Raw genomic sequence first — 19,911 nt, forward strand, 5'->3', positions numbered from 1 at the left:
CTGATACGATCACTCGAGGTCGTCGGCTCGGCGAGCTCGGCGCCGACGGTTTGTTCGTCGGTCGTCCGATGTGGCTGCCCCTCGACGACGCCGGAATTGTGCGCTTCTATCGCGATGTGGCCGAGGCAGTGCCGAACCTGGCACTGGTGGTCTACGACAACCCGGGCGCCTTCAAGGGAAAGATCGGGACCCCCGCATACGAGGCGCTTAGCCAGATACCACAGGTTGTCGCTGCCAAGCATCTCGGACTGCTCAGTGGCTCCGCCTTCCTCTCCGACCTCCGCGCCGTCGGCGGTCGTGTGCGGCTACTGCCGCTTGAGACCGACTGGTACTACTTTGCCCGGCTATTCCCAGAGGAGGTCACCGCCTGCTGGTCGGGCAATGTGGCCTGCGGTCCTGCGCCGGTAACCCACTTGCGCGACTTAATCCGAGCCCGCCGCTGGGAAGACTGCCAAACGCTCACCGACGAACTCGAGGCCGCTCTCGAGACGCTCTACCCCGGCGGCAACTTCGCTGAATTCCTCAAGTACAGCATCCAGATCGACAACGCCCAATTCCAGGCGGCCGGTTTTATGCGCACGGGGCCCACCCGACCGCCGTACACCGAAGTGCCGGAGTCCTATTTGGCTGGCGGGCGCGAGGCCGGCAAGAACTGGGCCGCACTCCAGCAGCGCTATGCGTCACTTGCCGTCTCGAACCACTGAATCGCCTGAGGACAGCACATGTTGGTGAAGGCGTTGGGTTATGTGGGTGTGGAGTCTCCGGATGCGAAGGAGTGGTTGGAGTTCGGTCCGGAGGTTTTGGGGATGGAGGCGGTGGAGGCGGCCAGTGGGTCGGTTCTGTTGCGGATCGATGACGCCGATCACCGGTTGGCTGTGCATCACGGGGAGCGCAACCGGATGTTGTATGCGGGTTGGGATGTGGGCAGCGAGGAGGCGGTTGAGGCTGCTGGGGAGTTGTTGCATCGGCAGGGTATTGGGTTTGAGGTGGGAACCGAGGAGGACTGCGCGGCCCGCGGGGTGTTGGGGTTTTTGACGCTGTCGGATCCTTCGGGGTTGCGTCATGAGTTGTTTTACGGTCAGAAGGTGGTGCCGGGTTCCTTCCGGCCCGGTCGTGCGATGTCGGGGTTCGTCACCGGTGCGCAGGGGTTGGGTCATGTGGTGCTGGCGACGCCGGACCTCGCGCAGGCCGACCGGTTTTTGCGGGGGGTGTTGGGGTTTAAGAAGAGCGATGAGATTTACACCTTCATCGATCTGTGGTTCTACTGCAACCCGCGCCATCACAGCATCGCGTTGACTCCGATGCCGGGTGTGCGGGGACTGCACCACGTGATGGTCGAGGTGCAAAGTTTTGATGACGTGGGGATGGCTTATGACCTGTGCATGTCGCGCAACATTCCGCTGAGCATGACGTTGGGGCGCCATGTCAACGATCGGATGGTGTCGTTCTACGTCCGAACACCGAGCGGGTTTGACCTCGAGTACGGCTGGGATGGGGCCACCGTCGACGACGAAACCTGGACAGTCGCCCAGTACGACCGACCCAGTGTGTGGGGCCACCAGATGGTCGCCCAAACACCACCAGGAGCACTCGAAGCCGCAACAACATGAACGGCTCGACGGACGAGACGACGAAAACGATCATATGGAGGTGAAATGGCGATCCAGTTCCTAACCGACGACTGGGCGACTGCGGTGACCGACGCGGCCAATGCCGACGAGAGGTTCCGCATTGCAGCGAAGGGACATGACGTGGTGCTCCGCGTATCCGTGTCGCAGAGCCCGGCCAGCGATGACTACTACATGCATTTCTCTGACGGGTCGCTCATCGTCGGTATCGGATCCCCGCCGCGCACGCCCGACGTGGAGGCCGAGCTCAGCTACGAAACAAACGTCGAGCTGTCTCGGGGTGCGCTAAACGGCCAGACCGCGGCCATGACCGGGCAGATGAAAGCCGTCGGCAACATGATGAAGATGATGTCGATCGGAAAAGCCCAGGATCGGCTCGCAGAACTCGAGAGCGGCTTAGACATCGACTACTAGCACTTATCGCGGCGCCTAGAGTTGACTTCGCGCCGAGGGACACAATGCCACGAACGGGAGTGCATCGGCACCTACCATCGGCTCAAGTCCCACCCTGGACGGTCCGGCGCGACCATACCGCCAACAAAGCCATTCCGAAAATCCTCAAACCAGATTGGACACGGCTCATGACAACACGCACCAGCGAACTCGTTCCCAGCGACATGAAGGGGTTGTGGGGATTCGTGCCGGCCTGCTCGACGCCGGACGCCGCCGATGTCAACGCGGTCGACACGATCGACACCGATGCGCTGGCGTCTCTGGTTGATCGACTGGTTCGTGATGGTGTCGACGGCATCGTCACGACCGGCAGCGCCGGCGAGTCGCACACCCTTTCCGACGACGAATACCGCACGCTCATCACCACGGTCGTGGAGACGGTGAACGCTCGGGTTCCGGTGTTCGTTGGTGCCAGTACGCTCAACACGCGCGACTCGATCCGACGCGCCCGCGTCATCGCCGACCTCGGGGCGGACGGGATCATGAGCGGACCGCCGATGTATTTGCCGCAGACTGCCGAGAACGCGGTCCAGTACTATAAAGACCTCGCCGAGGCCGTTCCGGAGCTGGCGATCATGATCTACCAGAACCCGCATGCGTTCCGCATCACATTGCCGCCCGGTGCATTTAGGGAGCTGGCCCAGATTCGCAATATCGTTGCGCTCAAGCAGACCTCGATGGACATCTTCAATGTGATCGGCGCCATCAAAGCGGTCAAGGACAAGATGTCGGTCCTCGTCTTGGACCAGTTGATGTACCCCGCAATGATGTTCGGCGCTGCCGGAGCGTGGAGCATCGACGTATGCATGGGCCCCTGGCCCGCGCTTTCGCTGCGCGATGCATGCCAGCGTGGCAACTGGACAGAGGCCGCGGCCATCGCCGACCAGATGCAGGCGCCATTTCGAACGCTGGGTCTGACTATGGAGGAATTCCAAGCCATGCAGTCCGCCTGGTGGAAGATCGCAATCGACACTGCGGGCTATGGGCGTGCTGGGGCTGCTCGGCCGCCCTTCGTTCACATACCGCAGACCGTCGTCGACTCCGCGCACCGCTACGGTGAACGCTGGGCAGGACTTGCGGAGCGCTATCACCGGTCAAGGGAAGCCGCTGGGCTGCCGCCTGCCGCGGCGAACGGCGCCGCCGCCTCGTCATCGACGCCGGGGAAGAACCGTCAGGGCGACTTGCTGACCACTCCCGCCACCTAGGCGTCTGGGTCTGTAGCCAACGTCGCCAGCCCACTCAGCACCGGCTGAACTTCGGGAAGGACTGCCAAGCCGAGCACTGCGACGGTGGCGAGGTTGAACAATGCCGCCTGCTCGCGGCCACCGACCTGGTGGGCTTCTTCGAGAGCCCGTGCACGATGATGGGTCAGCCAGTCAGGATTGTGATCGAGAGCAGCGTCAGGATAGGAAGTCGCACCCGACCCAACGCGTCGCCGAGCACCCAGATGTTCGGCGTAACAAGCGTTTTCGCCGCCGTGGCCGCAGCGAGCATGTCACAAGTCACAAGCGCCACGGGCGGTCTGCCAGGGACCACGCCGGCGATCACTCGGAGATGTCCGAACCCATAGGTGCGACAATCATCATCGCCTGCCGACTCGGGCGATCGGGGGAGTGGAGTCGGCTAACGCCCGCCACCCGGGTGTTCGTCGGCTTCGCCGCGGACAATCGCGGCAACGACCGCCGCGAGTGCTTTCTGTTCCCGCGCCCCGCGGCCGAATGTTCATAGCAGGGCACCGACAGCACGACGATATCGCCACAGACCTCGGCCATGAGCGGCTGGCGGCCCCGGCGCAAAGGCAAGTCGGTCGAAGCGATCAACACGTCCAGTCGCGATCTTGCTTGCACTGCCGCAGCCTGCCGAACGCGTCGTAAATGCCTGATTCGTCAGGACTTAGCGTGATCTCGTCTACATAAGGTGACGCGCCAGGCGCCCGGGTATCGCGCATCCGATGGAGGCGCCACGTGAGCTCGCGTCCAGATCGGTTGTGCAGCATCGTCATTAGTTCCGCGCCGTTTTGGTCGTGGTCCATTCGGAGATGTTGTCTTGACGGGCCGGTGTGACGTATCTAGCATTCTCTACAGCGGAGGACGCATCTGTTCAGCAGAACAGAGAGTGAGTGTTGACGGGTTGATCGAGGAGTTCGGTGTGATGAATGCGGTCGGGGTCGATCGGGATACCCGTGAGGCTGTCGAGGCGTTCATGTTCCGGGAGGCGGAGCTACTCGATGGGGGGCAGTTCCGGGAATGGTTGGGTCTGCTCGACCCCGACATCCGGTATGTGGTTCCGGTGCGCACCACGAGGGAGGACTCCGCGGGTTGGGTGGGCGCGATCGCGCACTGGAACGACGACTACACGGGTTTGGAGATGCGGGTTCTTCGCGGCGAGACGGACTTCTCGTGGGCCGAGTCACCTCGGTCGCGGACCCGGCACTTCGTGTCCAACATCCGCACGACTGCCGGACCGGGGGCTGAAGAGTTGACCGTGCGCTCAAATCTGTTGTTCTTTCGCAGCCGCGGAGATAGCGGCCGCTGGGAGTTGCTCTCGGCCGAACGCGTCGACGTGTTGCGCCGGACCGACGATTCGCTGCGGCTGGCTCGGCGCGAGGTGTTGCTCGACCACTCGACGTTGCCCATCGACAACCTGTCGGTATTCCTGTAGGGCCAGCTCCCCTCACCACCTCCTCGTGGATATCGCCAATTCCAGAAAGGGCCCGACCATATGACCACCGAAACAAGCGAGACGGACTTGATCGAGATGTTGGTGAAGGCGTGACTGGCGTTATGGGAAGTGACCTGGATGTGTCGGTCCAAGAATGCGACGTCTTGGTGGTGGGTGGGGGAATTGGCGGAGTGCGGGCAGCACTACGGGCCGCGGAGTTGGGGTCGTCGGTGATTCTGGTAGAGAAGGCGGTGGTGTCTCGGGCAGGGCCGATGACGTATGTCCACAGCCAATACGCCCCTGATCACCGGGTGCAGGGTGAGGAGATGACCGAGTGGGCGCGCGAGTTCGTGGTGGGCAGCAATTATTTGGCCGATCAGGATTGGGTGCAGCAATACATAGCCGAGGCCTATGACAGGGTTAACGAGCAGATCGAGTGGGGTGTGCCCTATTCCACCCATAAGGATGGGTCGCTGAAGTATGTGACGGTCCGCGGCCACAACCTTGGCACCACGCTGGGTGTGGATGGTCGCGTGTGTATGGAAATCCTCAAGGAGAGGATGAAGGCGGCGGGGGTGCGTCTGTTCGAGCGAGTCGATGTGATCGATCTGCTGACCACCGACGGGTGCCGGCCCACCGCTGGTGCGGTGTGTGGTGCGGTGGGGGTAAACGTTGTCACCGGCCAGTGTCATGTCTTTACGGCGGGCAGCGTCATCCTTAACACCGGCCCCTGGTATCCCAAGCTGCATTACGCGTTCGCCGACCATTGCAGCGGGGAGGGACATGTGGCGGCGTGGCGAGTGGGTGCCGAGTTCGCCGGCATGGAGTTCGGCCAGTTCGCCGCCTGGAGTTACTTCAATCGGTCATTCTTCACACCGGGTCAAGCCAAGATTCAGGGGATCGGTGGCAAGTTCTGCAACGTGGCGGGCGAGTACTTCATGGACCGCTATGACCCGATCTGGGGGGATAAGGGCGGGCTGTTCACCATCGCGCGCGCGATCATGACCGAGATGGTCGAGGGCCGAGGGCCGTGCTATCTCGACTTGCGTCACGTACCACAGGCGGATCTAGAGGTGCTGTATGAAGTGTCTCCGACGGTGCGGCGCGCCTTTACCGAGTTTGACGTCGATCCCTCCACGGACCTGCTGGAGGTGACCCCGTTCATCGTGCTCGGCACGAGCAGCACCAGCGGTCCCACGATCGACCTGGACGGAGCAACCACAGTGCCCGGCCTGTACGCGGCCGGGTATGGCACGGCGTGCCCGCATCTGATGTCGGGAATTTCTGGCAGCGGGATCTCGAGCTTCTCCGCCGTTGCGGGGTACCGGGCGGGCACTGCGGCGGCGGCGCGCGGCGGTCACGCGGTAGCGCGCAGTGTGTGGGAGAACCAGGCACAGGAGAGCTTCGCGGAGTATTTCGCGCCGATGCGTCGACTGCGGCAGGTCCGGCCGGTGGATGTGTGGAAAGCCATCGGCGAGGCGACAGCCAATCCGGCATTCGCATTGTTCAAGTCGGAGGCACGGATCGATGCAGCGCTCGCTGAGCTGTACCGGATCCGGGATCGGGTACTGCGTTACGTTTTCGCACCGGACTATCAAGAACTTAAGAAGGCGCATGAAGTGCGCGCATACCTGACGTTGGCGATCATCACCTGTGAGGCGATGAAGCGGCGCACCGAAAGTCGCGGGGAGCTGTTTCGTATCGACTACCCCTACGCCGACAACGATGAGTGGCTGAAGTGGCTGCTCGTGCGCCGGGGCAGCGGCGGTGAATTCGACCTGCAGTTCAGCGAACGCGACCTGCCGATCCAGTCGTGGCCGGTGCAGGCGCCGCCCGGCCGTCATCCAAGTCCATATACCGTGCCGCAAGGCTACCGCGAGGAGGCGGCGGTTCAGTGATCGAAAGCATCGACGAAACAACGTGCGACGGGTGCAACGTCTGCATCGACAGCTGCCCAACCGGGGTGATCCGGCTGGTGGAGGGCGACGAACCGTGGGCCACCACCAAGTGGCGAGCCAAGATCATCTACCCCAACGACTGTCATTCCTGTCGGTTGTGCGCAATCGATTGCCACGTGGACGCGATCGTTGTCAGCCACGCACTAGTGATCCCCGACCCCTTCCTTCCGGGCGTAGAGCCCCTCGACGGCAGCCGCGACGCTCCGCCCGACGAAAATAAAACTTGATGTCCATCGGAATAGCGCAAGCCGGGGCGTGTTCGGATTCGGCAAGGTCCAGGCTGCGGGGTCAGGCGATGATGGCCGCCCGATGCGGCCGGCGCCGGATTCGGCACTTATCTCGCGGTCGCCGGGCGATCCTCCGATGACCCAGACATGGCTCCCACAAATCAACCGTTCCCCGCAGGAAAGTTAGGACTTCGGCATGATCAACGCAAACCTCATCATCAACGGACGTGAGGAAACATCCGACCGGACGATCGACGTCGTCAGCCCGGCTGATATCCGAATACTGCTCGGTTCGGTCCCAGACGCCGCACCCGGGCAGGTCGACGAAGCGGTCGCAGCTGCCGCAATGGCGTTCCCAGAATGGTCATCGCGGCCCCTGGAAGAACGCCAGGGAGCACTACTTGCCGCCGCAGGCACGATCCACGACATGATCGAGGAATATGCGCCGATCCTGAGCCGGGAGAACGGAAAGATCCTCGAAGAGTCGCACGTCGACCTCGAATTCGCGTCGGGCATTTGCGGCTACACCGCAGGCATTTCGGCTGAAATCCTTGCAGACCAACAGATTCGCGACACCGGGGGCACGACCCTCATCCGCCGCCGCCCAATCGGGCCGGTGGCCGCCATCACGCCGTGGAACTTCCCGGTGGTCCTGGCATTCATGAAGCTGGCGCCCGCGCTCGTCGCCGGCAACACAGTCGTGTTAAAGCCGGCGGCAAACTCCCCGTTGGTTCTCGCTGAAGTCATCCGAGCCCTCCAACAGCACTTTCCTCCGGGCGTGCTCAACATGGTCACCGGAGGCGACGCGGTCGGAGAAGCACTCGTCGCTCACCCGAGAATTCGCAAGATTGGTTTCACCGGCGGCATCGATACCGGGCGCAAAGTTATGGCCGCGGCCGCGCGCGACATCAAGCGGGTGACGCTCGAGCTGGGCGGAAACGACCCTGCGATCCTCCTCGACGACGTCGACCTCTCGCCCGAGACTATGCGGCAGATCGTAAAAGGCGCGTTCGCGACCACCGGCCAGGTGTGCTTCGGTCTCAAACGTATCTACGTGCCGACCCGCATCCACGACCGCTTCGTGGAAGCGTTCTCAGCCGCCGTGGATGAAATCGTCGTCGGGCCCGGCGACGACCCCCGAGTCACCATGGGGCCGCTGAACAACGCTCAGCAGAAGAACCTCGTCGAGAAGATCGTGGACGACGCGCGCTCGAGCGGCGCGACCGTCACCACCCTCGGGCAGCGGCTCGATTCGGCGGCCTGGGACCACGGCCACTTCATGATGCCCAGCGTGGTCACTGCGGCTGATCCCCGCCTCGCAATCGTCGAAGAGGAACAGTTCGGCCCGGTAGTGCCCGTGCTGAAATACGACGAACTCGACGACGTGATCCGGCTCGTGAATCAATCGCAATACGGGCTTGCCGCCTCGATCTGGACGTCAGATGAAGAGCGGGCGTTCCTGCTTGGCCGTCGGTTCGACACCGGCTCCGTCTTCATCAACAGCCACACCTTCACCTCCCTCGACCCCCGCGCACCCTTCGGTGGGGCGAAAGCAAGCGGCTTGGGACGCGAATTCTCTCCAGCCAGCCTGGATTCCTACACCGAATTACAAACAATCAGCCGTCGCATCGGGCCGCCAGGCCCTCCGCTGTCCTGAGTCCGGCCGGGAGCCTGACCGACACATAAACGTCACGGGCGTAGATCCGCGACGACGACGCGGCGGTATCGATGCATAGGGATAACTCCGCCGAAGGTGCGGAGGCATGAGCGGCGCGTGCTTTAGCAGGCTGCCACCATTAATGATCCATTCCAGCCCTCTAATCGCGGCGATTCGACCCTCATAACGTAGGGACCGGCCAATAGACGTGCGTGTGCTGCCGCGCGTTGACGAGGAAAACGCCGGCAGCGCTCTCACCGACAGTGCGCACATTGCAAGGGCCGCCGCCGCTGTCAAGCCGCCGGGCAAGGCGACGACCGGGCGATACATCCGGTTGTCGTCTACAGGTTCGCTGGCCGCCAATGACGTGTGCCGTGGGGCTGGTTCGGGGAGCGCCGTGGGGCTTGCTGTGGGAGCCGTTTTGGTCGTGGTTCATTCCGACATGGCGTCTTGACGGGCCGGTGTGACGTATCTAGCATTCTCTACAGCGGAGGACGCATCTGTTCAGCAGAACAGAGAGTGAGTGTTGACGGGTTGATCGAGGAGTTCGGTGTGATGAATGCGGTCGGGGTCGATCGGGATACCCGTGAGGCTGTCGAGGCGTTCATGTTCCGGGAGGCGGAGCTACTCGATGGGGGGCAGTTCCGGGAATGGTTGGGTCTGCTCGACCCCGACATCCGGTATGTGGTTCCGGTGCGCACCACGAGGAGGACTCCGCGGGTTGGGTGGGCGCGATCGCGCACTGGAACGACGACTACACGGGTTTGGAGATGCGGGTTCTTCGCGGCGAGACGGACTTCTCGTGGGCCGAGTCACCTCGGTCGCGGACCCGGCACTTCGTGTCCAACATCCGCACGACTGCCGGACCGGGGGCTGATGAGTTGACCGTGCGCTCGAACCTGTTGTTCTTTCGCAGCCGCGGAGATAGCGGCCGCTGGGAGTTGCTCTCGGCCGAACGCGTCGACGTGTTGCGCCGGACCGACGATTCGCTGCGGCTGGCTCGGCGCGAGGTGTTGCTCGACCACTCGACGTTGCCCATCGACAACCTGTCGGTATTCCTGTAGGGCCAGCTCCCCTCACCACCTCCTCGTGGATATCGCCAATTCCAGAAAGGGCCCGACCATATGACCACCGAAACAACCGGAACAGCTGACGCGACCGATCCCTACCTGCGGCTCGCGTTGCGCGACGTAGCGGACGGGCTCAAGGTCGGGCGCTTACCGGCCCGCGTCGTCAGCGATCCTGCGCTGCACACGATCGAGATGGAGCGGATCTTCGGACGAGCGTGGGTGTTCCTCGGACATGAGTCGGAGTTGACCAAGTCCGGCGACTTCGTCGTGCGGCACATCGGGGCCGATTCGGTGATCGTTTGCCGGGACAGCTCCGGCCGGATCCAGGCGCTGTCCAATTCTTGTCGACACCGTGGTGCGCTCGTGTGCCGGGCGGAGATGGGAAACACCGCGCATTTCCAGTGCCCGTACCACGGCTGGGTGTACAGCAACACCGGCGAGCTCGTCGGTGTGCCGGCGATGAGGGAGGCCTATCCCGGCGGCTTCGACAAGTCGCAGTGGGGATTACGTCACATCCCCCATGTCGACTCGTACGCCGGATTCATCTTCGGCAGCGTCGATCCTAAAGCGCCCAGTCTGACCGACTACCTCGGCGACACGACGTTCTACCTCGACCTCATTGCGAAGAAGACGGCGGGCGGTTTGGAGGTGATAGGGGCACCGCATCGATGGGTGATGTCGGCGAACTGGAAGACAGCCGCCGACAATTTTGTCGGCGACTCCTACCACACCCTCTTTGCTCACCGCTCCATGGTCGAGCTGGGAATGGCGCCCGGTGACCCGAACTTCGCGAGCGCACCAGCGGAGATCTCGCTGCAGAACGGCCACGGCGTCGGCGTACTCGGCTTTCCGCCCACGCTCGCCGATTTTCCCGAGTACGAGGGATACCCCGACGAAGTCGTCGACCAGATGGCGGCGTCCTATCCGTCGCCGGCACACAAGGACATGATGCGACGCTCGGCCTTTATTCACGGCACCGTGTTCCCGAATTTGTCGTTCATCAACGTGACCATCGCGCCGGACCATATGTCGCCCCCAACCCCCTTCATCACGTTCCGGGTGTGGCATCCGCTCTCTCATGATCGGATGGAAATCCTCTCCTGGTTCCTGGTCGAACGCGACGCTCCGGAATGGCTGCGCGATGCGTCCCAGGCGTCCTACGTCAACAACTTCGGCCCGGGCGGTGTTTTCGAACAGGACGACGCCGAGGCATGGAAGGCCATCACCGAATCTGTCCAGGGTCCGTTCGCCGGTGCAGGCCTGCTGAACTACGAGATGGGCATGGACTTGACTCCGCTCACCGACTGGCCAGGGCCGGGAGAGGCTCTCCCGAGCGGGTACGCCGAGCAGAACCAGCGGCGGTTTTGGGGGAGATGGCTGGAATACATGGGCCAACCTGCCGCATTCGGTGGGCGTGCTTGATGAACCTGTTACCCAGGCTGTGCGCGAAATGCGCCCGTCCAACGATCGGCGCCGCGTGAGTGCCGTGACGGCGGGGGACCGCCGGGTCGCGATCGTCACCGCCGCCGCGGCGGGGATCGGTAAGGCGATCGCCATGCGGTGGTGCCGCGAAGGTGGGTGCTGTGTCATGGCCGACACCGACGGCGAGGGTCTCGATGCCGCCGTGGCCGAATTGGCCGAGTCCGGCGCGGCAGTTTGCGGCGTCGCCGGCGACGTTTGCCTCCGCGAGGTCGCCAACGGTGTCGTCGAACGGACGCTGACCGAGTTCGGGCGGCTCGACGCACTGTTCAACGTCGTCGGCGGGAGCCTGGCCCGCAATGTTGAGGAGATCAGCGAGGAGCAGTGGCGCAGCCAGATCGACATGAACCTCGGCAGTGTCTTTCAGATGTCCAAACCCGTAATCCCCTTGCTACGCCAGGGTGGCGGCGGATCGATCGTTAACGTCGCGTCGACGGCCGGGATTCTGGCCGAGAACAGGTGCTCCGCCTACAGCGCGAGCAAAGGCGGGGTCGTGCTGCTCACGAAAAACATGGCCCTCGACTTCGCTCGCGACAACATCCGCGTGAACGCGATCGCCCCTGGGGGCACCCGTACGCCGAGGATCGAACGGTTCCTGGCCGAGCACCCCGAACACGCCTCGATGATGGTTGACCTCTGCGCGATGCAGCGTTTCGCAGGACCAGACGAGATCGCTGCACCGGCTGTGTTTCTTGCCTCGCCCGAGGCGTCCTACATCACTGGTGCCGTGCTGCCGGTCGACGGAGGCATGACCGCCGGCGTCACTTTCCGGGCGTTCGAGGCGGTATGAGCATGGTCCCTAACCATTGGAATCGTCGCCGGACCCACGAAAGCGCCGCGGGCTGAGATGGAAGCGATCGTTCTTAACGGCAACAACGACGTCGGTCTGACATCGGTGCCAGACCCGGCGCCGCAGGCCGGTGAGGTCATCATCGAGGTGGCGGCGACCGGACTATGTGGAACTGACCTCCACGAGTTTGTCGCGGGGCCTACCTTCTCGCAGCCGCCAGTGGTGCTCGGCCACGAAATCTCGGGCCGGATCGTTGAGGTTGGAGCGGGCATCGACCAATCCCGCATTGGCGAGGGCGCCGCGGTGATTCCGATGGACTTCTGCGGGAGCTGCCACTATTGCCACCGGGCGCTCTATCACTTGTGCCAGCGCCCAGGGTGGATCGGCTTCACCCGAAACGGGGGCTTGGCGAACTACGTCGCAGTGCCATCTCGGCTCGCGGTCCGAGTGCCGGACGTGGTGGACCTCGAGGTGGCGGCGCTGACCGAGCCGACGGCGGTGGCGTTCCACGCGGTGCGGCGAGCGAAACTGCTCCTCGGCGAAACGGTGATGGTCCTCGGCGCCGGGGCACTCGGGCTCACCGTGATCCAGTGCGCACGCGCAGCCGGAGCTGCGCGAATCTACGTCACAGAGCCAAGCGGCGTACGCGGCAGCCTGGCGCGCGACCTCGGTGCGACGTTGGTGCTCGATCCGAATGACCCCGGGACCACCGCGCGAATTTTGGAGGAGACACGGGGCGTAGGGGTGGACGTCGTCTTCCATGTGGCAGGCAGCGTGGAGGCGTTCACACAAGGCCTGGACTGCCTTCGCAAACAAGGCCGCTTCATGGAGATGTCGTCATGGGCCGGTTCGGCCTCGCTGGATGTCAACCGCCATCTGCTCAAGGAGATAGAGCTCCGGATGGTTTTCGGTTACGACATGTTCGACGATTTCCCGGCTGTTCTCGCCCTGATCGCTGACGGAAAACTCGCGCTAACGCCGCAGATCACCGCTCGAATCCCGCTGGACCGCGCTGTCAAGGAGGGATTGGGCGGGCTATTAGAGGGCCGGGAGGGTTTGGTCAAGGTGCTGGTGAAGCCGTGAGTGAGGGAGGCTTGATGGTCGTCGCCGCGACAAGCCGCGGTGTGTTCACCGTGTCCGGCGACGGCAAGGCCCGGGCCTGGCCAGAGTTGCCGGGGCAGGTGATGGCCTTGGCTGTCCAGGACGAGCGCGTCGCCGTCGCCGTCCATAAGCACGGCGTGTTTCTGGCCACCGCGGGCGCAGACCACTGGACTGACCTCGGCGATGGCCTCGCCCATCGCGACGTGCGCGCCCTGGCGTTCGACCCGCACACACCCAACGCGCTCTACGCCGGAACCGAACCAGCGCACTTGCTGCGGTGGCAAGACGGGACCTGGGCCGAGTGCGGAAACGTACTCGGCGTACCGGAAGCGAAAAGGTGGAGTTTCCCCATCCGCCCGGGAATCGCGCATGTCCGTACCATCGCCGTGCACCCACGCGAAGCTGACGTCGTCTACGCCGGCATTGAAGTCGGCTCCCTCCTGGTCACCCGGGACCGGGGACAGACGTGGGAGGAGATCGACGGCCTCGGTCACGACATCCACCGCGTGGTCCTGCACCATGATGCTCCCGACCGGCTCATTGTCACCACCGGCCAGGACACCAAGCCTTACCGCGGTGGCAAGGGCATTTACCGCAGCACCGACCGAGGATCGAGCTGGGTGCAGTCCAACGACGGACTCGGCGAGCGCAACTACACCGAAGACGCGATCGTGGTGCATCCCGCCGACCCCGACGTGGTGTTCCTCGCCGCGGCCGACGGCATCCCACCGAAGTGGGCCGCAGTGCGCCGGCTGGTGATGGGCGTGCTCAACGGCAATGTCTATTTCCTGTCGCCGTCCAAACTGCGCCGACGCCGCGGCGCCGACGTGGGATTCTTCCGCAGCAACGACGGTGGCGCCTCCTGGGTACGGCTGGATAGCGCGGACGACCGCGGCTTGTTCGACATGGTCTGGGCGCTGGAGGGCGAGCTCACTGATGGCGGCGAGCTGCTGCTGTACCACGGCACCACGGCGGGTGGGCTTTACGTGTCGGAAGACGAGGGCCACACCTGGAAGTGCCTCGCCGACGGCCTCGGCGCGATCACCCACATCGCGACGCCGAAGAAAGGAACAGCGCAGTGAAGCTTGGACCGACGCTGGAGTTCGACCATGTACAGCCGGCGATCCGGAAACGGTTCACCTCTGCCGCGGACATTCCCAAGGAGGTGTTCAGCGACCCCGACGTCTACCGGGAAGAGCTCACCCGCATCTTCTATGGCCCCTACTGGCATCCGATCGCGCACCGGGCCGAGCTGGCCGAGCGCAACGCCTTCCGGACGAGATGGCTAGCCGACGTGCCGCTGCTGATGGTGCGGGACGGCGATGACCGCATCCGCGTGTTCGTCAACTCCTGCGCCCATCGGGGAACGCTGCTGGAGCAGCGCCGGTGCGGGGTCGCAGAGCGATTCGAGTGTCCGTACCACCGGTGGCTCTTCAACAATGACGGCCGGTTCGCAGGCGCGCCACGCCGCATGCAGTTTCGCCCCGACTTCCGCGAGGAGGACTACGGCCTACGAGAACTGCACCTAGTCGAGTCGTGGGGGTTGATCTTCGTCAGCATGGCCGATGAGCCGCCGCCGTTCGACGATTACCTCGGCGATAGCGCGGCTCCGTTGCGCGACTGCATGCTCGACGACGGGGACTTGACGCTGCTGGGCTACCAGACGGTGGTGTTCCAGAGTAATTGGAAGACCTACATAGACAACGATCCCTACCACGCGCCACTGCTGCACAGCGCGTTCAAACTACTCAACTGGCAGGGCGGCAGCGGCAACGTGCTGGTCAGCGAGCCCTACGGGCACATGTCGATTCTGTACGATGCGCAACCCTACGTAGACAACGGCTTCCTGGCTGACCCGAGTGTGGTCACGCGGAAGGGGGACGACAGCCGAGCTCGCGTCATCGCGTTACGGCCGGTCACCGGGATCGTGCGTCACGTCGACACGATCAACATCCGGTACGCCCGCCCGCTCGGGGTTGATCGTACCGAGGTTCGATACACGTTCTTCGGCCACGCCAGTGACAGCGAGGACTTCGCACGCCACCGAGTCCGCCAGTCGTCGAACCTGCTCGGGCCGAGCGGCTTTATCAGTATCGAGGACGCCGCCGTCTACAACCGCGTGCAGGCGACCGCGCGTGACGGCGGCTATCAGCGGTTTGTCGCCGGGGTCGGCCGACCATTATCGGAATCGTCGCAGAACGATGAGGTCGCCAACACCGGCTGGTGGGCGCACTACCAGGAGGTGATGGAGTTTTGTTGACATCGAGCATCGAAGATCGGCGGGCACGTGCCGCGTACCTGGTGGACGAACTGCTGGGAGCCTACGCACGCGCAGTCGACGAGCGAGACTTCACCGCCTGGCTGGCCCTGTTCGCGCCGGAATGTGCCTACGAGGTGCGCGCGATGGAGAACGTCCGTGAGGGTCTGCCGCTGGCGTACATGATGGACGATTGCCGAGAACGGCTGGCCGACCGCGTGAAAATGATCCAGGAGGTCTGGGCGGGCACGGTCGAACCTTACGATACCCGCCACATTCAGCAGCGTACGGCGATGCGTGAGGTCGGCGAAGACCGCTGGGAGGTACGGTCCAACGTCCTCGTCGCCTACACCGGCTCCTCCGGCGAGCCCGGGATCTTGGTCAGCGGCTATAGCGAAGACGTCGTGGTCCTTGGCGACGAAACCGCGCTGTTCCAGCAGAAATTCGTGGTGGTGGACAACACTCCGCCGCGCTATCTGGTGTACCCCGTTTGACTCATCGACCGAAGGAGAGGATTCGATAATGACTGCCGTTGCGTTGATGTCGCCTGAGTGGGCACGCGCGTACCGCGACCTGTGGAATGACTCGGCCGAGATCCGGCAGGGTGCCAAAGAGTTGAGCATGCTGATCGAATGGCGGGTTCAGGACGCCGACGACCAGATCTCACAGTTGGAGATTACCGATGGTGAGGCCATCTACGGCGGGGTGCAGATCCAAGGGCGAAAGCCGGACTTCGTTCTGACTGCAACCGCGAGCGTCTGGCACCGGGTAGCGGAAGGCGAGATCGGCGTAGCGAGCGCCATCGCGACGCGCAAGATCAAATTCGTAGGCCCGATCAAGGTGGCGATGGCGAACATGGCGGTGCTCGGCGCCGGACTCCGCCTCGTAGGCCAGGTCGACGGACTCGTCTGGGGAGACTGAGGATGGCAGCTACTTCGCGGTGGCGTTGGGACCGGAGGGCCGGCGCCTCCGGGGCCATTCAGTTTCACGGGGTGATCACCGGTGAAGATGGTCGACCAGTTCCTGACGCCTTGATCGAGACCTGGCTTTCCGCGGGCGACGACAACAACGCGGTGGAAAAGACCGGACTGCTTCGGAGCGACGGCTGGATTAATGCTCGACCGACTTGCGTCATCACCGACCAACAGGGTCGATACAGCGTGAAAATGGTGCCGCCTCAAGCACCTGAGCACGGATCAGCGCCGTTCATAGCGGTATCAGTAGAAGCCCGGGGGGGTCTCGATCGGCTGATCACCCGCGCCTACCTTCCGGGGTGCCATCTCGCCAAAGACTCCCTGCTGCGCCGCTTGCCCGCCGAGCAGCGGCAAGCCCTTATCACGACCCGCGACGACATCGGACTTCGTTTCGACATCACACTGCGGCCAGCAATTTGCGTGACGGCTGAAACCTCTGATGAGTCGCGCCAGGGAGCAGTGACGTGAACGTTTTGGGGCGATGCGGCCTCGCCGTACCGGCTGTCATGGACGCATTCTGGCGATGCTGTTGGCGTCGGCGTGGCCGCGGCGACGCCGACGGTCCCGGAGGCGCACCTCAGCACGGTAATGGGTTCTTCGAGTGAAGCGCTTTTCCCTCCGTAACACGGTCGCAGCCTTCCCGACAGCGGCTGACGTCAAAGCGCTGAAACCACTCAGCATTATTGGCGGGCTCTACGCGATGACGCTGGACATGTTCGTCGCGATGGTCAAGCCACCGTTTCAATGGCGCGAGTTCCTCTTTCAAACATGGTTCGTGGCGCGGGTTTCTGTGGTTCCCGCGCTGACGTTGTCGATTCCCCTCGTTGTCCTGACGTCATTCACCTTCAACACGTTGCTCAGCGAATTCGGCGCCGCCGACTTCTCAGGAACCGGCGCCGCATTGGGCGCGGTCAACCAGATCGGCCCCTTCGTGACCGTTCTCGTCGTGGCGGGCGCGGGCGCTTCGGCGATGTGCGCCGATCTCGGGTCGCGCACCATCCGCGAGGAAGTCGATGCGATGCGGGTCCTGGGGCTTGACCCGATCCATTCCCTTGTCGTCCCCAGGGTGCTGGCGACGACGACGGTCGCGGTGCTCCTGTCATCTGTCGTGACCGTGACTGGTCTCCTGGGCGCTTTCTTGTTCTCGGTGTACTTCCAGCACGTGACTCCCGGGTCATTCGTTGCCAGTATGACGCTGATCACGGGTCTCAGCGATGTCCTCGTGTCTCTGGTCAAGGCCACGCTGTTCGGTTTCGTGGCGGGTCTGATTGCCTGCTACCAAGGCTTGCGGGTGCAAAAAGGCGCGGCCGGTGTGGGTAACGCGGTCAACGAAACCGTTGTCATTGCGTTCTTGTTGCTGTTCGTCGTCAATGCCATCGTCACTGCGGTCGGGTTCGAGGTCACGAAATGAGCGCCGGCGTTGTCTTACGGCAGCGGTTTCCAGGCACCGCCCGCTCTTTGAGCCAGTGGAGGGCCAAGTGGAGAGATCTCGGCGATCAGGCCCACTTCTACGGACAGTCGGTCGCCTCGATCGTCCAGGCGGTGGGTATTTATCGGGCTGAATTGCTGCGCCAGATCGCCGCGATCGGTCTCGGAGCGGGATCCCTAGCGGTGGTTGGTGGCACCGTGGCCGTCGTTGCCTTCTTGAACTTATCGACCAGCGGCGCCCTCGCAAGTCAGGCCTACAACCAGATGTCTCAAGTCGGCGTGGAAGCGTTGGCAGGCTTCACCTCTGCCTTCGTCAACGTTCGGCTGGTAACCCCGGCCAGCTCCGCCTTCGCGTTCGCCGCGACGATCGGTGCTGGTACCACCGCGCAGCTGGGCGCAATGAAAATCAACGAGGAGGTCGACGCGCTAGCGGTGATGGGCATCCGGCCCATCGCCTACCTGGCCTCCACCCGTTTGCTCGCCGGCATGATCGTGGTCATTCCACTGTATTGCGTGGCCTTGTTGATGTCGTTCTTCTCGGTACGGGTCATCACCACCGCTTTTTACGGGCAAGGGCCCGGAGTATTCGACCACTACTTCGACACCTTTCTCAGTCCGCAGGCTGTGTTCTTCTCCTTCGCCGTCACGGTCGCCGAAGTGCTGGTGATCATGTTGATCCACACGTACTACGGACTTAACGCCACCGGCGGGCCCGCGGGCGTGGGCGAGGCGGTCGGGCGCGCGACCCGGACCTCACTGATCGCGTCTCAAATGGTGATTCTGTTAGTCACCCTGGCTCTCTACGGCCAGACCGGCAACTTCAACTACGCGGGGTGACGCATATGGCAGACGGTATGGGCGCTCGTCGGATCTCCCCTGAATGGTGGGCGATGTTGCTCGTCGTGGGCATCGTCGCGGCGGTGGTGCTAAGTCTGACCATGTTCAACAGGACGTTCACCCCAAGCGTGCCGGTGACTCTGACAGCGGACCGCTCCGGTCTGGTGCTGGAGCCCAACTCCCGCGTGAAGATGCGCGGGGTGCAGGTCGGCCGCGTCAGTTCTGTCGGCGGCGGAGACTCGACCCGCATCCAGCTGGACATTGACCCTGCCCAGATTCAATACATCCCGGCCAACGTCGAGGCGCGAATCCAATCGATATCCCTGTTCGGGGCGAAGTACGTCGACCTCGTCTACCCACCCAACCCAAGCCCACAGCGACTGTCCGCGGGAGCGGTGCTGAGATCATTGAACGTCGCCACCGAGGTCAACACCGTGTTTCAAAACGCGGTGCAGCTGATCAAGGCGATCGACCCGTTCAAGCTGAATGCCGTACTCAGCGCGCTTGCCGAGGGCGTGAGAGGACAGGGCGACAGGATCGGCGAAGCGATCACCGCGAGCAATCAGGTTCTGCTGCAGCTGAATCCGCGCACAGACACTCTGCGGGAGGACTTCCGCGCGCTTAAAGGTGTGAGCGACACCTACAGCGCCGCGGCAAAGAACATCATCGACACCCTGGCCGCCGCGACCACCACCAGCGCGACAGTCACCAGCCATGCCGAGCAACTCGATGCGCTGCTGCTCAACGTAGTGGGGCTGTCGCGCAGCGGAGTGGACCTGCTAGGGGCCAGCAAAGACAATTTTGTGACTGCGGTCAACCTGCTGGAACCCACGACGAACTTGCTTATGAAGTACAACCCCGAGCTCACCTGCTTGATCGTCGGCGCCAAGACCACTCTGGACTCCGGCTATGCCGACATGCTTGGCGGAAACGGCAAGTCTCTCATCATGGACGCTGAGCTGTTGCCGGGATATGACCCGTACCGGTATCCGAAAAACTTGCCCATCAACGCTGCTAAGGGCGGGGAAGGAGGCAAGCCCGGGTGCGGCTCGCTCCCCGACGTCGCCCAGAACTTCCCGGTGAGACAGCTGATCGCCAACACCGGCTTCGGCACCGGATTGGATTGGCGGCCCAATCCCGGCATCGGATTCCCCGGGTACGCCAACTACTTCCCGGTGACTCGGGCGGTCCCCGAACCGCCGAGTATCCGCTACCCGGGCGGCCCGGCGCCCGGTCCCATGCCCTACCCCGGTGCGCCGCCCTACGGCGCACCCCAGTACGGCCCCGACGGAACGCCCCTATATCCCGGGGTCCCGCCACCGCCGTCATGGGGACCCACACCACCGTGACCGCCCGCCACGCAAATGGTTCGAAACATACCCGCAAATGAT

19 protein-coding genes and 1 pseudogene are annotated in these 19,911 nt (G+C 63.5%); all 20 read left to right on the forward strand.

Annotated features, from left to right (window positions below):
- The coding region (locus tag G6N42_RS00005; protein ID WP_163724437.1) for a dihydrodipicolinate synthase family protein at positions 1–704 on the forward strand (704 nt) is incomplete at its 5' end.
- 18 nt (positions 705–722) lie between these two features.
- Positions 723–1,610 (forward strand): VOC family protein, encoded by an 888-nt coding sequence (locus tag G6N42_RS00010; protein ID WP_163724441.1) that lies wholly within the window; start codon positions 723–725, stop codon positions 1,608–1,610.
- A gap of 45 nt (positions 1,611–1,655) precedes the next feature.
- Positions 1,656–2,042 carry an SCP2 sterol-binding domain-containing protein gene (locus G6N42_RS00015; protein WP_014211444.1) on the forward strand — a complete coding sequence of 129 codons (387 nt, stop codon included), beginning with the start codon at positions 1,656–1,658 and terminating at the stop codon, positions 2,040–2,042.
- A 167-nt stretch (positions 2,043–2,209) separates the two neighbouring features.
- Positions 2,210–3,286, forward strand: a complete 1,077-nt coding sequence (locus G6N42_RS00020) for a dihydrodipicolinate synthase family protein (RefSeq protein ID WP_014211445.1) — start codon at positions 2,210–2,212, stop codon at positions 3,284–3,286.
- 946 nt (positions 3,287–4,232) lie between these two features.
- Complete coding sequence (locus tag G6N42_RS00025) at positions 4,233–4,742, forward strand: aromatic-ring-hydroxylating dioxygenase subunit beta (RefSeq protein ID WP_163736708.1); 510 nt, start codon at positions 4,233–4,235, stop codon at positions 4,740–4,742.
- A gap of 110 nt (positions 4,743–4,852) precedes the next feature.
- Positions 4,853–6,640, forward strand: coding sequence for an FAD-binding protein (locus G6N42_RS00030; RefSeq protein ID WP_232076029.1), 1,788 nt, complete (start codon positions 4,853–4,855; stop codon positions 6,638–6,640).
- On the forward strand, positions 6,637–6,927 hold the full coding sequence (locus G6N42_RS00035; RefSeq protein WP_014211449.1) for a 4Fe-4S dicluster domain-containing protein: 291 nt from the start codon (positions 6,637–6,639) through the stop codon (positions 6,925–6,927). The genes G6N42_RS00030 and G6N42_RS00035 overlap by 4 nt, the downstream gene beginning before the upstream one ends.
- Positions 6,928–7,123: 196 nt before the next feature.
- Positions 7,124–8,584 (forward strand): aldehyde dehydrogenase family protein, encoded by a 1,461-nt coding sequence (locus G6N42_RS00040; RefSeq protein ID WP_163724444.1) that lies wholly within the window; start codon positions 7,124–7,126, stop codon positions 8,582–8,584.
- Positions 8,585–9,139: 555 nt separating this feature from the next.
- A pseudogene (locus tag G6N42_RS31535) lies at positions 9,140–9,648 on the forward strand (aromatic-ring-hydroxylating dioxygenase subunit beta).
- A 60-nt stretch (positions 9,649–9,708) separates the two neighbouring features.
- Positions 9,709–11,076 carry an aromatic ring-hydroxylating dioxygenase subunit alpha gene (locus G6N42_RS00050; protein ID WP_083129047.1) on the forward strand — a complete coding sequence of 456 codons (1,368 nt, stop codon included), beginning with the start codon at positions 9,709–9,711 and terminating at the stop codon, positions 11,074–11,076.
- A gap of 64 nt (positions 11,077–11,140) precedes the next feature.
- A complete protein-coding gene (locus G6N42_RS00055; RefSeq protein ID WP_174262196.1) occupies positions 11,141–11,923 on the forward strand; it encodes an SDR family NAD(P)-dependent oxidoreductase in 783 nt (260 codons plus the stop codon).
- A 57-nt stretch (positions 11,924–11,980) separates the two neighbouring features.
- A complete protein-coding gene (locus G6N42_RS00060; protein ID WP_163724447.1) occupies positions 11,981–13,006 on the forward strand; it encodes a 2,3-butanediol dehydrogenase in 1,026 nt (341 codons plus the stop codon).
- The gene (locus G6N42_RS00065; RefSeq protein ID WP_232076031.1) at positions 13,003–14,106 is read left to right on the forward strand and encodes a WD40/YVTN/BNR-like repeat-containing protein; all 1,104 of its coding nucleotides are present in this window, start codon (positions 13,003–13,005) and stop codon (positions 14,104–14,106) included. The genes G6N42_RS00060 and G6N42_RS00065 overlap by 4 nt, the downstream gene beginning before the upstream one ends.
- Entirely contained in the window at positions 14,103–15,284 is a 1,182-nt protein-coding gene (locus G6N42_RS00070; RefSeq protein WP_163724450.1) for an aromatic ring-hydroxylating oxygenase subunit alpha, read from the forward strand. Before G6N42_RS00065 ends, G6N42_RS00070 begins: the two co-directional genes overlap by 4 nt.
- A complete protein-coding gene (locus G6N42_RS00075; RefSeq protein ID WP_232076032.1) occupies positions 15,281–15,775 on the forward strand; it encodes an aromatic-ring-hydroxylating dioxygenase subunit beta in 495 nt (164 codons plus the stop codon). Before G6N42_RS00070 ends, G6N42_RS00075 begins: the two co-directional genes overlap by 4 nt.
- A 28-nt stretch (positions 15,776–15,803) precedes the next feature.
- Positions 15,804–16,202: an SCP2 sterol-binding domain-containing protein gene (locus G6N42_RS00080; protein ID WP_163724457.1), complete on the forward strand. Its 399-nt coding sequence runs from the start codon at positions 15,804–15,806 to the stop codon at positions 16,200–16,202.
- A gap of 71 nt (positions 16,203–16,273) precedes the next feature.
- Entirely contained in the window at positions 16,274–16,723 is a 450-nt protein-coding gene (locus tag G6N42_RS00085; protein WP_232076033.1) for a peptidase associated/transthyretin-like domain-containing protein, read from the forward strand.
- 133 nt (positions 16,724–16,856) lie between these two features.
- Positions 16,857–17,666: an MlaE family ABC transporter permease gene (locus G6N42_RS00090; protein WP_163724464.1), complete on the forward strand. Its 810-nt coding sequence runs from the start codon at positions 16,857–16,859 to the stop codon at positions 17,664–17,666.
- Positions 17,663–18,520, forward strand: a complete 858-nt coding sequence (locus G6N42_RS00095) for an ABC transporter permease (RefSeq protein ID WP_163724466.1) — start codon at positions 17,663–17,665, stop codon at positions 18,518–18,520. The genes G6N42_RS00090 and G6N42_RS00095 overlap by 4 nt, the downstream gene beginning before the upstream one ends.
- Positions 18,521–18,525: 5 nt before the next feature.
- Positions 18,526–19,869, forward strand: coding sequence for an MCE family protein (locus G6N42_RS00100; protein WP_163724470.1), 1,344 nt, complete (start codon positions 18,526–18,528; stop codon positions 19,867–19,869).
- Positions 19,870–19,911: the final 42 nt, after the last annotated feature.

Origin of the sequence: Mycobacterium gallinarum (genome assembly GCF_010726765.1) — a bacterium.
In the GTDB taxonomy this organism is placed as follows: domain Bacteria; phylum Actinomycetota; class Actinomycetes; order Mycobacteriales; family Mycobacteriaceae; genus Mycobacterium; species Mycobacterium gallinarum.